11 protein-coding genes are annotated in these 14,011 nt (G+C 66.5%); 2 read left to right on the top strand and 9 right to left on the bottom strand.

What is annotated here, in order from left to right:
* Window positions 1-94: 94 nt before the first annotated feature.
* The 3 genes from WEG36_09165 to WEG36_09175 all read right to left on the bottom strand — a co-directional run bounded on the left by WEG36_09165 (window position 95) and on the right by WEG36_09175 (window position 1,491).
* Complete coding sequence (locus WEG36_09165; protein ID MEX1257776.1) at window positions 95-349, bottom strand: hypothetical protein; 255 nt, start codon at window positions 347-349, stop codon at window positions 95-97.
* 166 nt (window positions 350-515) lie between these two features.
* On the bottom strand, window positions 516-731 hold the full coding sequence (locus WEG36_09170) for a toll/interleukin-1 receptor domain-containing protein (GenBank protein MEX1257777.1): 216 nt from the start codon (window positions 729-731) through the stop codon (window positions 516-518).
* Window positions 732-918: 187 nt separating this feature from the next.
* Complete coding sequence (locus tag WEG36_09175) at window positions 919-1,491, bottom strand: YbhB/YbcL family Raf kinase inhibitor-like protein (GenBank protein ID MEX1257778.1); 573 nt, start codon at window positions 1,489-1,491, stop codon at window positions 919-921.
* A gap of 64 nt (window positions 1,492-1,555) precedes the next feature.
* Here WEG36_09175 and WEG36_09180 point away from each other — a divergent pair, with 64 nt between their 5' ends.
* Both WEG36_09180 and WEG36_09185 read left to right on the top strand, forming a co-directional pair.
* Window positions 1,556-2,173, top strand: coding sequence for a class I SAM-dependent methyltransferase (locus WEG36_09180; protein MEX1257779.1), 618 nt, complete (start codon window positions 1,556-1,558; stop codon window positions 2,171-2,173).
* Window positions 2,174-2,437: 264 nt separating this feature from the next.
* Window positions 2,438-3,514, top strand: coding sequence for a hypothetical protein (locus tag WEG36_09185; protein MEX1257780.1), 1,077 nt, complete (start codon window positions 2,438-2,440; stop codon window positions 3,512-3,514).
* A 108-nt stretch (window positions 3,515-3,622) separates the two neighbouring features.
* On the opposite strand, the gene WEG36_09190 is transcribed toward WEG36_09185, so the two are convergent.
* The 6 genes from WEG36_09190 to WEG36_09215 all read right to left on the bottom strand — a co-directional run bounded on the left by WEG36_09190 (window position 3,623) and on the right by WEG36_09215 (window position 14,000).
* On the bottom strand, window positions 3,623-5,062 hold the full coding sequence (locus WEG36_09190; protein ID MEX1257781.1) for a YiiX/YebB-like N1pC/P60 family cysteine hydrolase: 1,440 nt from the start codon (window positions 5,060-5,062) through the stop codon (window positions 3,623-3,625).
* 89 nt (window positions 5,063-5,151) lie between these two features.
* Window positions 5,152-6,495, bottom strand: a complete 1,344-nt coding sequence (locus tag WEG36_09195) for an ATP-binding protein (protein ID MEX1257782.1) — start codon at window positions 6,493-6,495, stop codon at window positions 5,152-5,154.
* Window positions 6,492-7,853, bottom strand: coding sequence for a sigma-54 dependent transcriptional regulator (locus tag WEG36_09200; protein ID MEX1257783.1), 1,362 nt, complete (start codon window positions 7,851-7,853; stop codon window positions 6,492-6,494). The genes WEG36_09195 and WEG36_09200 overlap by 4 nt, the downstream gene beginning before the upstream one ends.
* Window positions 7,853-8,521: an ABC transporter ATP-binding protein gene (locus WEG36_09205; protein MEX1257784.1), complete on the bottom strand. Its 669-nt coding sequence runs from the start codon at window positions 8,519-8,521 to the stop codon at window positions 7,853-7,855. Before WEG36_09205 ends, WEG36_09200 begins: the two co-directional genes overlap by 1 nt.
* Window positions 8,522-8,663: 142 nt before the next feature.
* Entirely contained in the window at window positions 8,664-11,147 is a 2,484-nt protein-coding gene (locus WEG36_09210) for an ABC transporter permease (GenBank protein MEX1257785.1), read from the bottom strand.
* Window positions 11,148-11,531: 384 nt separating this feature from the next.
* Window positions 11,532-14,000 (bottom strand): ABC transporter permease, encoded by a 2,469-nt coding sequence (locus WEG36_09215; GenBank protein ID MEX1257786.1) that lies wholly within the window; start codon window positions 13,998-14,000, stop codon window positions 11,532-11,534.
* Between the last annotated feature and the right edge of the window lie 11 nt (window positions 14,001-14,011).

A 14,011-nucleotide genomic window follows, 5' to 3' on the forward strand; every position in this document is an offset into this window, starting at 1 on the left:
GGCCTCGGTGCTGTGGGATCCCGGACCCGGGAAGGGGTCACCGGGCTCGGGCAAGAAAACCTATGCGCGCTGTTGGCGGGGCGATACCCGGACTCTACTCCCCTTTACGAAACAACGCGGCCACCAAGCCGAACATCAGGAGGGCCGGGATGCCCGCCACGACGGTGCCCCGCAGGAATCCCGCGCGCTCGTATGATTGAAGGAGGGGCCAGGATGGAGCGGTCACCGCCGCGAGGAGCACCCAGAGGATCCAGAACGCGACGATCGCTGTGAGTCCGAGCGCCGCGGCACGCACGATGCGGTACCCCATTGGCTGGGCGCGAAAGCCCAGAAAGGAGCCGACCAACACGGCGGCGCTGGGGGGGCGTATTCAGGCTGTTCGCCAGGATGTTGGCCGTGCGCACGGCGGGAAACAGGGTGTACGTGGCATCTTCCGCCGAGCCCGCCACCGGGTCGAGCGCACTCAGTAGGCTGACCGCGCCGGCCAAGAAACCGACCAAGCCGACCGCCGGCTCTCAAACCCAGACGGCCGAGTCCTCCGAGAACGCAACGAGTAGCAACACGGCCTGTGCGCTCATGATCGCGTCGCGCGTCTGCAGCAGGCAGGACGGGCCGGCCCCGCTGTCCCGTTCGTAGTACCACGTCGAATAGCCCGCCGCCTCGAGACCTTGCGCGAGCTCCTGCACGACAGGAAAGTCTTCCTCGACGTGGCTGATGAAGATGTCTCTCATGCGTTCGATCGCTGCTCGGTCCAGCGCGGCGCGCCCAGGTCGGGGGGGGGAGCCGGCTCCCGGTCGTCCCCGCTTCATGGGCCAGCGGCCGGGGCGGGAGTTGAGCTGTCGGCGCGTCGGATACCACTACAATCGCCTGAGGGACGGGAAGCTACGGACCGTGATCAGGAGAGGCAGGCGAGAGGGACTACCTCTGCTCGTACGTCCCCGTCAGGATCCCCTGTGCGACAATCTGGTCCCGCACGGCGGAAAGGACCTGATTACGTCCGAGCCCGAGCTCGAGGTCGGGAGGGCGGGAGAGAGCGTAGACGGTGACGATATAGTGGTGCGCTCCGTCCCCCGGCTGGGGCCGCGGACCGTAGTATCCGAAGCGCTGCATGTCAGTGAGGCCTTGGGCCGCTCCCGCGACTTCGGCCGGCGCTTCGATGGAGGGCCCAGCGGCGATTCCCTCGGGGATTCCGTTCGCACTTCCCGGAATGTTGTAGACCAGCCAGTGTACGAAACCCCCGGGGAAGGGTGCGTCGCGATCGTGCACGAGGAGCACATAGGACCGCGTTTCGGCCGGTGCGCCAGTCCAGGTGATGGGAGGCGACACGTTGTCGCCGTATGCCGAGTGCCGAATCGGGATCGTTCCCCCATCTTCGAAGGCAGTGCTCGCGATCGCGAGGGGCGCGAATTGGGCCACGAGGGGCGGAGATCCCATTAGCGCCGCGGCGAATGCCAGGGCGCCGAGCATGCTGTAGGCGGGCGCTATCTTCATGAACCGCATTTTGTCCCTGTTTCGTCAAGTGAAACGGACTTCCATCGTCGAAGGACTCCCCGGGATGCGCAAGCGTTACGATCGCGACTACTTCGATGCCTGGTATCGGGGACCCGGCCAGTCCGTGGGGTCCCGCGCGGCACTCGAGCGCAACGTCACGCTCGCGGTCGCGGTTGCGGAGTCGGTGCTAGCGCGCCCGCTCCGGAGCGTCCTGGACGTGGGATGCGGGGAGGGGCGGTGGCAACCGGTATTACACCGGCTTAGGCCGAAGGCGTCTTACTTGGGAATCGACTCGAGCGAATACGCCGTCGAACGTTTTGGGAAGCGCCGGAATCTCCGCCTCGGCGCGTTCGAGGAGCTGGACCTCCACGTGTTCGACCGGCCGTTCGACCTCGTAGTCTGCGCGGATGTCCTACACTACCTGACGCCCCAAGAGGTCCGCCGGGGACTTCCGGCTCTCGTGGAGCGGACGGGTGGCCCGGCGCTACTCGAAGTCTTCACCTCGGCGGACGAGATCGAGGGAGACGACGTCGAATTCTTTCGTCGGAGTCCCGATTGGTATCTCCAACTCTTCGGGAGCGCCGGGCTCAGACCCCTCGGCCTTCAGATGTACGTGCCGGACGAAGTGGCGGAGGTGCTGGATGCCCTGGATCTGCCCGCAAAGCGGAAGGAAGATCCGTAATTTGCAACTCTTTTCAGCCCTCTGAAGCCTCGCTCCCGTGTGGGCGCGTTCCCGCCACACTCTTCGCACTTCCCTACCCCCGCCGCGCCGTTCCTTGCTCTCCGCTGGCCTCCTCCCTCCGCCTCGGCGGGAAACGCATGTTCCGGCTCAGAAATTGCGATCCGGCGGTCCGCCGTCCCTGCCATTGCAGGGGATTCCCGACGCGATGCGCCCCGATTCCGGCTCACGGACTGGACGCGTCCTCACCAAGCGGAAGGCCACCTCGTGCAAGCCATCATGCACCGACTCGTCGGATTTGGCGCTGTCACCCTCACCGTCATGTTTGTCGTGAGCTGCGCCGACATGGACATCATCACAAACCAGCCGGAAGCGAATTCGCATCAGGCATCCGCCTGCATGAACACGAGTGGTGCGTTCGGATCGGGCGCTCCCTGTGCACCACTCTCGTTTGAAGGCGGGACCTCACCGTGGGGAGCCGGCGGATTCGGACTCCTTGCCGCGGTCCCGGCACCCGACGTGGCCTACCTCGGATCCACGACGCTGATCGACATCTCGACACTCTCGAACCTCGCCCTACTTCCTTCGGTCACGGACGGCTCCCTGACCGTGGCGTTCGCGCCGAGGATGATGAAGGTTTCCTCGGGCGTCTGGGCCAGCTGGTCTTCGCCCCCCTTCGCCGAAACCTCCGCACCCCACGTCCTTTTCTCTGACTTCTCGAATATCGTGACGCTCGATCTTTCCCAGCCGGTGACGACCTTCGGCTTCGAGATCGCGCCGAACCCGTGGGCGCCTCACACTTTCACGGTGGACTTCATCGACTCCTCGGGTCCAACGATCGTCGAGACGATCGTGAAGGACGCGCACGGCTTCCAGGGATCGCGACTCGTCGCGAGTGATCTCGACCTTCCGGTGAACCGGATCCGGATCTCCGGGACCGCGGACTTCGCGATCGCGCAGCTTCGTTACGCGCTAGGCGAGTCCACGGTGGCCGTGGACATCGAAGTGCCCGGCACGATCAATCAGAGATCACGGGGTCTCATTCCGGTCGCGATCCTCGGAAGCTCGGCCTTCGATGTCATGCAGGTGGACGGGGCAACGATCGCATTTGGACCGGGGGCGGCCGCGCCGGCTCATTCGTTGGGGAACCCCCGCATCTTCTCGGGGCACCTCGAGGACACAAATGGGGACGGAATTACGGACCTGCTGGCGCACTTCCGCCAGGTCGAAGTCGGCCTCACTTCGGACGACACCGAAGGCTGCATCAGCGGCGCCACCTTGGATGGGAATTCCTTCGAGGGATGCGCGCCCGTGAGGGTGATCAATCCGGGGCGGCTGAATTAGGGCGCCGGCCAACGCCGAACGACTCCAGCGAGAACCGCGCACGGAATCGGCGCGTCAAGGCCCTCATCATCGTGGGGGAATGGGCGAGGCCCGCGAGCTGGCGTTCACTCAGCGCGTCGTAAGCGCGGGCGCCAGAGAGTCCCTCATCTCGGCCACCGACTCCCGGGCCAATTCCACGAGCGTCCAATAAGGGGCTTCGTATCCCCGCTCCACTTGGAAGCGGCCGGCCCGCGTGACCAGATTCTCCTTCAGCGGGGGGTGGATTCGACTCACGAGCGCGTCCACGCGAAGTGCGGTCGAGGGGCCCATCCCCGAGGGGATGGTCGGCGTGGCGCCAACCGCGGATCTCAGGACCGAGTAACCCTTGAGAAGCCGAGCCACGGGAAGAGCGAACCAGGCGTAACCGAGCGTCGCTCCCCGCTCCGCCTCCTCGAGCAGCGCGTCGGTAATGGCATTGTCCAGGCGAAAGTCCATCAGCGCGGGCGCATCTCGCCACTCCGCAACGGCTCGAAGCTGTGGATCGTATTCCACATCAGAAGGCACGAGAGAGTTGAACTCCCGCACCCCCATCGCAGCGAGCCACGCGACCAGCCCAGGAGCGGACATCGCGGAGCGCAGGGGCCAGAGATCCACGCCCCTCTCGCGGTAGGCGTGGTACACGATTTCCGAACAGAAGGCCTCGCCCGCATCGCGCCAATCCATCGCGAAGTCGTACGGCATGTCTCCATCGCGCACGCGGGCCAGCATCGCCTCTGCGGCCTGATGTGCAACGAGCGGGTTCGCCACGCCCGCCGGATGGGCGTCGTCGAGCCTCAGGACGAGGATGCGATGCCTCTTCGCCTCGAGATACCCTTCGACGGAAGTGAGAACCGACCCCGTTTCGATCAGCGACTCGATGACTGTGGCCTCGCCCGTCGCGGCATCCACGTGCGCGAGCGCCACGTGCGAGAAGGTGTTGGGAAAATCGTTTCCGCGTGCGATGAGCGCCGAGGTCGGCGCGCCTCCCCTGGAGAGGAGGATGTCACCCGAATGGATCCGCACCCCCTCGATTTCCACGGAAGGCGCGGCGCTCGGAACGTCCTCGATTTCCACGAGCTGCGGAAGGGCGTCCGAGCCGGCCTGCATCAGGGCCTCGTCGAGTGCGATTCGTCCGCCGAAGAGCACCCGGTACAGCGCCTCGTGCGCGCGGCGATCGGGGAGCCACGCCGATGCCGCGCCCATGAGGGCCACACGGGCCTCGATGAGGAAGTCCTGCACCGAGGAAAGAAGGGACGGGTGCGCCGCGCCCTGCACGGCCAACTCGAATTGGAGGGTCGCGAGTCGGGCGAGTTCGTCATGGGGTGGTTGGCTCCGACCGCCGAGACCCGCGAGGAGCCCCTCCCCCTCTGCGGCGAGCCTCTCCACTGCCGCGGTCGCGGCGGCGAGGTCGGTCCCGCCGGCGCGCTCGAATGCGGCCTCGAGCTCCCGGAATAGCGCGTCCGCATCCCACCGGAAGGCGGTCACCGCTCCGGCCGGGCGGAGATCGGGAACAGGTGATGGGAGAGCCAACGCCAGAAATCCGAGCGAGAGGCCCCCCATCGCCGAGCCCACGATTGTTAGCCAGGGGCGTCGACGGCGCTCGGGAGTCGTCCGCGAATTCATAAGGGCAGCACCACTCTCGCCCTCGCCCCGCGTGCGTCCTCACGGCCCTCGAGAATGAGTGCTCCCCCGTGCGCCTCGACGATCTGGCGACTGAGCACGAGGCCGATCCCCGAGCCCCCGGGCTTCGTCGTGTAAAACGGGACGAAGAGGTTCGCCGTCTCGGGAAGCCCGGGCCCCTCGTCCTCCACGAAAAGTTGGAGGCGGCCGTCGGTGACCTCCCACCCGATCTCGACCGTGCCGCCCGTCTCCATGGCCGCGTCGGCCGCGTTCCCAATCAGATTGATCAGGACCTGGTCGAGCTGATCCTTGTCGGCCTGGATCTGCACGCCCGGACCGGGCCGGATCTTCACTTCGAGCCGCGTCTCCAGCCGCGCCACCTGCCGCACCCAGGATTCGACATCCATCGGCGCGGGCTGTGGGGGGGGAAGGCGGGCGAGCTTCGCATACGCGGACATGAAGCGGCCGAGGGACTCCGCCCTCCCCGAGATAACCTCGAGCCCCTTCGCTAAATCTTCCTCCCAATCTTCCGGGCGGACCGCCTTCGCCCGCAGCTGGCGAAGGCTTCCGGAGATGGATTGGATGGGCGCGAGCGAGTTGTTGATCTCGTGGCTGAGCACCCGCACGAGCCGCTTCCACGCCTCCCTCTCCTCCTCTCGCAGGGCCCGGCTGAGATCGGACAGCACGACGAGGTCCAGCCGCTGTCCCTCCTGTCTCGCCACACTCCTCCGCACTTCCCAGGGACCCGTCCCCCCCGGGTGGCTGAGGTCCACCGTCCGCGGCGCCGGGCCGCGGAGCACTTCTTCCAGGCGAAGCTCCCCCGCGGTCATCCCGATCGCTCGGTCTTCGGTCCTCCCCAGAAGGCGCTCCGCCGCCCGATTGAGGAGCCGGAGCCGCCCTTCTTCGTCGAAGGCGAAGACGGCGACATCGATCTCCGCCATGACCCGCTGGAGAAGTGCGCTCGCCTCGACGGCTCCGAGCCGCTGCACGCGGAGGATGGACTCGATCCCGTTCAACTCTTCGTAGGCGAGCCCTAGAGCGCCCCCCTCCCCGGCGCCCCGAACTCGGATTGAGAAGTCACCCTCGCGGAAGGCCCCGAGGACGTTCGCCAGCGTCTGGATCGGGCGGACGACACGTTCTCGGAGCGCGAAGGAGAGTCCGATCCAGGTGAGCGCGAGCAGGACGATGATCGTCCCCTGGGCGCGCGCCCCGACGTCCCCGAACCAGAGGAGGGCCGCGGCGACCGACACGCCCGGAAGCCCCACGAGAAGGGCTAAGAGGAGAACGCGCGTGTCGTGGTTGAGACGCCTCGGGGGCGGGGTGCGCGGATCCGTGCCGCTCAAAGACCGTATTGCTCCATTCGGCGGTAGAGGGCGCCCCGGCTGATCCCCAGCTCCTCCGCCGCGCGGCTCACATTGCCGTCCGTCCGCTCGAGCGCTTTCGCCACGAGGAGGCGGTCCGCCGCCTCGAGGGTCATCTGCTCGAGCGGCTCGCTCCCGGCCGTCCGGCGCCGGAGCCCCAGGTCTTCGGCCTGGATCTTCGTCCCTCCGCAGAGGAGCACCGCGCGCTCCACCGCATGCTCCAGCTCGCGGACGTTTCCGGGCCAGCTGTGCGCGAGAAGGTTGCGGAGCGCCTCGTCGTCGAAGCCCTCGATCACCCGACCGTAGTGCTCCGCTTCGCGGCGAAGGAAATGCTGCGCGAGGAGAGGGATGTCCTCCCTCCGCTCACGGAGCGGCGGGAGCGGGATCTCGACGGTATTCAGCCGATAAAGGAGGTCCTCGCGAAACGTCCCCTCGGTGACTGCCGCGGGGAGATCCGCGTTCGTCGCGGAGAGCACCCGAACGTTCACCTTTCGCGTCTTCGTCGAGCCGACCCGCTGGAGCTCACTCGTCTCCAGGACTCGAAGGAGCTTGGCCTGCTGCTTCATCGGGACGTTCGCGATTTCGTCGAGGAAAAGCGTACCGGCGTCCGCCATCTCGAAACATCCGACCCGGTCGGTTCTCGCGTCGGTGAACGCACCCTTCACATGCCCGAAAAGCTCACTTTCGAAGAGCCCTTCCGAGAAGCCGCCCGCATTCACCGCGACGAAGGGTCCGGCCGCCCGATCAGAGAGAGCATGGAGGCTTCGGGCCACGACCTCCTTGCCGGTCCCATGCTCCCCCGTGATGAGGACGTTCGCGTCCGAGGGCCCGACCCGCTCCATCAGGCGAAGGACGCCACGCATCGAGGCGGCCTCCGCGATGAAGTCGGGTGCCGCCTCGCTCGCCTGACGGCGCGCCTGCCCCTCCAGCCGCTGCATCTTCCGAAGCGCCCGACCGAGCTCGGTTTGCGTCCGGACCGTCGCCACGAGCCGTTCGTTGCCCCACGGCTTCTCGACGTAGTCGCGGGCCCCCCTCCGCATCGCTTCGACCGCTCCCTCGACGCTTCCCCAGGCCGTCATGACGATGATGGGGAGCGTCTCGTCCAGACTGCGGAGCTGGGAGAGAAGGTCGAGTCCCTCGCGCCCCGAGGTCGTGTCGCGGGTGTAGTTCAGATCCATGAGAAGGCAGTCGAAGTCGCGTTTTTCGACCGCCTCGAGCGCCGCGGCCGGGGAAGCGACGGTTTCCGTGGCGAAGCCCTCCCCCTTCAGAAGGAGTCGCAGCGCTTCGAGGACGTCTTTCTGGTCGTCCGCGATCAGGATCCGTCCCGCGCCCTCGGCCATCACTCCTCCCGGACGATCCACCCATCCCTGAGCTGGATGACTAGACTTCCATACTGCGCCCATCGCTCGTCGTGGGTGACCTGGATGATCGTGGTCCCCTGTTCGTTCAACTCCTTCAGGAGGTCCATGATCATCTTCCCCTGCGACGTGTGAAGGCTCCCCGTGGGCTCGTCGGCGAGGATGACCGAGGGTTCCGCGATCACGGCCCGCGCGACCCCTACGAGCTGCTGTTGCCCGCCCGAGAGTTGCGATGGATAGAGGTCCTTCTTCGCGACAATGTTGAACCGATCCAGCGTGTCCGCCACGATGGACTGACGGTCCTTCGACTTCACGTTCCGGTAGGAGAGGGGGATCTCGAGGTTCTCGTAGACGGTGAGGTCGTCGAGGAGGTGGTACTGCTGGAAGACGAAGCCGATATACTGACGGTTCAGGTCCATCCGCTTTCGCGGCTTGATCTCGTGAACGGCGTGCCCGTCGAGGCGGTACTGGCCGCGCCACTCCGCATCGAGCATTCCCAGGATGCTGAGGAGTGTCGTCTTGCCCGAGCCGGAGGGGCCCATGATGGAAACGAACTCGCCCTTCCGAAGGTCGAGGTCGATTCTTCGAAGGACAAAAACTTCCCCGCCCCCGACCGGATAGGAGCGTTCGACGCCGCGGAGCTCGATCATGAAAGAAATTCTCGGCCGGCCATGGGATCCCCCCCGAGATGACTTGAGATTAGCGCGACAACGAGACTCCGGGACTTCCCAATACCCTCCCTGTGCTCGCGAAACAAGGGTCCTCGCGACTTCCACGAGATGCGTGCGGCTCTCATTCCGCGCGGAGCGCCACCATGGGATCCACCCGCGCCGCTCGGTGGGCGGGAAGCCAGGAAGCGACCAGAGCTACCAAAACGAGGAGGGTTGCGGCGATCAAGAGACTGATGGGGTCCCCTGGGCTCACCTCGAAGAGAAGCGAGCGCAGCAACTGCGTCGCCGGCAACGCTCCCAGAAGGCCCAGAGCAACCCCCATGACCACTAACTTCAGCGAATCGCCTATGACCATCGCGGCAACCCGGCGCATCGGAGCACCGATCGCCATACGGATGCCGATCTCCCCCTGTCGCTGCCCGACGACGTAGGCAAGGACACCGAAGAGCCCTACGGCGCTCAAAATAAGGCCCATCATGGCCCCGATCCCTACAAGGATCAGGGTCAGAGATGCCCGCGCCATCGTGGCGGATCGGGCCAGCACGTCTCCCATGGTTTGAATGCTTCCAATCGCCACCGCCAGGTCGAGCCCTCGAATCGTGCTCTGGACCAGTGCCGCCACGTCCTCCGGGGCATCGGCGTTCAACTTGACCACGAGAGTATTGCTTCGATACCAGAGCTGTCCAAACACGTGCTCGGCGGGTGGCCGATCCAGACCGTCCCCGTAGAGATCACCGGTCACGCCGACGACCCTGGCGTAAGGCGCGCCCGTCACGCGAAGCCGGATTCCCTTGCCAATCGGCTCCTCACCCGGCCAAAGCCGTGCGGCCAGCGCGCGCGTCAGGACCACCTCACCGCCGGCCCAAGGTTCGAGCCCGCGCTCCGTGTCGGCCCAGGTGACCTCGCGCCCTTGAAGTGGAATCCCGAGGGTTTCGAAAAAGCCGGGGGCTACCGTGGACTGATTGACGCAAGGGGCGATCTGGCCTGGTTCGAGCGGCCTGTCCTCGAGGTACACCGCGAGACAGACCGGCTCATACGTTAGAGGGACACCACCCACACTCGCTTCCTCGACACCGGGGATTGCGGAAACTCGCGTCACGACCTCTCGGTAAAGCCGCTGGACACTTGAAGGCTGGAGGTAGTCGCGGGTCGCAGGTGGATGCAGGTCCACGAGGAGCACGTCGGCCGGCTCCAGCCCCGGATTCACGGAGCGGAGCCGCACGAAGCTCCGGAACATGACCCCGGCATCCGCGAGGAGGACGAGCGAGAGCGCCATCTGGGTCACCACAAACGCTCCTCGCACGCGGTGTCGCGACCGGGACGCGGTCTGCCGCACGCCTCCGTCTCTGAGGACGGTCAGATCGGAAGAGCTCGAGAGGATGAGCACGCACGCGAGGGTGACCCAAGCGAAAAGAGCGAGGATCACCGCCATTGCCAGGCTCGCCAGGCCGATCGAGGCATCGCCCAACCGGGGCACATCGAAGGGCGCTAAGGCCACGAAGAGTCGGATCGCGCCGTCCGCCAGCCAGACTCCGATTCCAGCCGCGATGAGGCTGAGGAGAAGTGTTTCGCTGAGGACCTGACGCGCGAGCCCCAGCCGCCCGCCACCTAACGCCCGACGAATCGCGCCGTCTCGGCGCCTCGCGTCCGCGCGTACGAGGAAGAGATTGGTGACATTGGAATACGCGATCAGAAGGAGGAGACCAACGGACCCGAACAGGATCCAGAGGACTTCGTCCAGACCTCCGAGAACACGTGCCCGGAGCGGTGTTGCACGGGTACGGAATCCCGACTCCCGCATGAAGCTCGTCGTGTAAACCTCCGGGAACGCCTCTGGAAGCTGTGCCGTGAGCCGTGCGAGATCCGCGCTCGCGGCATCCAGGGTGATGCCCTCGGCGAGCCGGCCGATGACCCTGTAACCGTGAAAGTTCGTGGGCGTCCGCGTCGGATGGAGTCCGAGAGGTAGCCAGAGATCCGCCCCGTCGTGCGGCATCTGAAAGCCGGGCTCCAGCACGCCGAGCACCTCGACACTCAGCTCTCCCTCGAGTTGCAACGTCGTTCCGACGACGTTCGGATCGCCTCCGAATTCCCGGAGCCAGAAATCGTGACCGAGGACCGCGACCGACAGCACGCCCGGTCCCCCCGGACGCATCCAACCGTCGTCCTCCTCGCGGATCAGCCGGCCTACGGACGGCCGCGCGCGAAGCAGGTCCAGGAGCGAGTGGCTCACATAGGCCGCCGTCACCCGTGAGCCGCCCTCGGAGCCGACGATCGTGACTTCGTGGCCCGCTTCAGCACCACCGTAAGCACCAATTTCCTCGAACGTCCGGTTGTTGTCGCGCAGATAGAAGAAACCGGCCTCCGACAGCCCCCAGTTGGTGTCCGAACCTTCGCCGGGCAACTCGGCGTCGATGTAAACGAGTCGGTCGGCCTCTTCGTAGGGAAGCGGGCGCAGCACGACGTGGTCCAGCACCGTGAAAATTGCCGTGGTCGCTCCGATCCCGAGGGCGAGAACGGCCACGACGACCGCAGTGAAGCCCGGGCTTCGGCGACACCGGCGGAGCGCGAAGCTGAGGTCGCGGAGAAAGGTGTTCATGGCGTTCATCTCGCGCTCACCTCCCCTGATCGCCCGGGCCTTTCGCGTGCCCCACGGGCCCTCGATAGATTTCCCGCATGGCCATGGAACCGCCCCACCGCCGCGATCACCGTGCGGAACCCGCTCCGACGGGGGATGCGGCACACGCACCTTCCAGAGGAACGACCATGCCGGCCACGCTGACCACCCGACGCTTCACGGTGGACGAATACTATCGGATGGCCGAGGCCGGCATCCTGGAAGCCGGGGAGCGCGTCGAAGACCCCGACCCCGATTGCGAGGGAAACGGCCGCGGTCACCGCGAATCCCGGATGCCGCCGGATCTGGCGGAGGGCGAAGCGGAGGTCGGTCAGAACCGTGTCCATGGGGAGTCCTTGTCGGAGGTCGGGCAAATTACTCCGCCCGGAGTGCGACCATCGGGTCCACCCGTGCCGCACGTCGCGCGGGCAGGTAAGTGGCGAGCAGCGCGACGACCCCAAGAAGGAGGGCCACAGAGAAAAACGTGACTGGATCCGTCGGGCTCACGCCGAACAGGAGGCTCGAGAGGAATCGGGTCACGGCGAAGGCCAGAGCGAGGCCGATCGCAAGGCCGATGGCCAATACGCGCATTCCCTGGCCGACCACCATCCCGAGAACCCGGGAGGTCGCGGCTCCCAGCGCCACGCGGACGCCGATCTCTCTCGTCCGCTGCGCGACGTTGTAGGCGAGCACACCGTAGACTCCGACCGCCGTGAGGAGGAGGCCGACGAGCCCGAATCCCCCGATCAGGACGCCCGCGACCTGCTGGGGCAGGAACCCCGCAGACACGATTCGGCTCTCCAGCGATCCGGGGCGGAGGAGCGGGAGGTTCGGATCCAGGGCCGAGAGCTCCGTTCGCACAAGCGACGCAACTTCGCCGACCGACATGCGGCTGGAGCGCACGTGAATCGCGAATGGACTGAACGCGCTGAAGGTCTGCTCGAGCGGACGGTAGAGGAAGGGCATCGGTTCCTCCACGAGCGCGAGGTATCGGGCGTCGCGAGCGATGCCGACAATCTCCACCTCCGCGCCGCCACCCACTCGCATTCGAGCGCCGAGTGCGTCGCCATCCGGCCAGAACCGGCGCGCCATCGTCTCGTTGACGATCGCGACCCCCGAAGCAGCCCGCGCGTCCTGCGGCGTAAAGGCCCGCCCCGCCTGGATCAGGATGCCGAGCGTCTCGAAGTAGGCGTGATCGACATTGTTGAAATTGATGAACAGCTGGCGCTCTCCATCGGGCGCGGACACGCCCGGGATCTGGGTGGCGATTCGAGACACGGTGCCGTCGAGCGTCGCGAGGGCGGAGAAACTCACTCCGTCGACTCGAGGATCTCCTTCAAGCCTCTCCGTCAGCTCCGCCACGACGGCTTCGCCTCGCTCGCGATCGTACCCATGGGGACCGAGGTGAAGGCCGGCGACGACGACGTCCTCCACGTCCACGCCGGAATCGATGGCAAGCGCCTGCTGAAGTGAGCGCGCCATGAGCCCAGCGGTCACGAGCAGGAGGAGGCACATGGCCACCTGGCCGACGACGAAAGTGCTCCGGAGCCGCGACCGCCCTCCCGCGACCCTTCCTCCGGGTCCGGCGAGACTGGAAGAGACGCTCGGATGTGAGGCGCGGATCGCCGGAGTCAAGCCGAATACGAGGCTGGCTATGAGCGCAGTGAGCAGGGCGAACATCGCCACGAACCAGTCGACCTGGAGATCCAAGTCGAGCGAGGCGCCGGGCGGGAGCGCCGCGACGAGACGGGGCTGGAGCGCCACTGCGGCCTCGATCGTGGTGTAGGCGAGCGCGATCCCTGCGGCGCCGCCCAGGACGAAGAGCACGCTGCTTTCGCTGAGGAGCTGGGCCACGAGCCGAGGACGGGAGGCTCCAATCGCGCGGCGGATTCCGATCTCACGCTCCCGTCCGGTGGCTCGGGCGAGGAGCATGCCCGCGACGTTCACGCAGGCGATGAGAAGGACGAGCGCGGCCGCCGCGAAAAGGAGGCCCAGGAAGAGGCGCAGAGGCGTCTGGTATTGAGACGGAATCCCGGTGAGAGGGAGCAATCGAACTCCCGAGACCGCTGCGCTCTGCGGGGGACGAGTCACGCCGAAATCCCGGCTGATCGCCGAGAGAACCGATTCGGCCCTCTCCGGAGAGGTCCCGGCCTCGAGCCGCCCCACCGGGACGAGCCAGGCGAAGAAGGTCGGATCGTCGACGTCGTACCCGGGGTTCAGAACGTCGTACATCGGGATCGGGATCCACAGGTCGGGACCGAACCCCAAATCGACGCCTCTGAAATCGGCCGGCGCCACGCCGATGACGGTGAGAGACTGGCTATTCAGCCGAATCGTCTCCCCTACCACCCCGGCGTCCTGGCCATAACGCTCCCGCCAGAGGCGGTGGCTGAGCACCACAACCGGCTCGGGCCGTCCGGGCACCTCCTCGTCAGGCGCGAAGAATCGACCGGCGACGGGCGCGACGCCCAACACCTCGAAATAGTCGCCCGTCACGAAGAGGCCCAGGACCGACGCCGCCGGCCCCTCGCCGCTGAGCGAAACCGTGCCCGGTCCGTAGGCGGCGATCTCCACGGTCCCCGCGGCTCGCTCCCTGTACTCCTGAATCCCCGGATAGTAGTAGAGCGAACTCGACGAGGCGCCTTCGCGCATCTCCTCGAAGGTTACCAGGCTCCCGGGGTCTTCCACCCGGAGCGGCCGGAGCACGAGGGCATGCACCAGACTGAAGATGACCGTGGTCGCACCGATGCCGAGCGCGAGGGTCACGATCGCGGCCACCGAGAAGACAGGGCTCCGGCGAATCTGGCGGAGGGCGAAGCGGAGGTTCTGTAGGAGAGCGCTCATGGGGTCCCTGT

The organism is Gemmatimonadota bacterium (assembly GCA_040882465.1).
Taxonomy (GTDB): Bacteria; Gemmatimonadota; Gemmatimonadetes; order Longimicrobiales; family Gaopeijiaceae; genus JBBEBG01.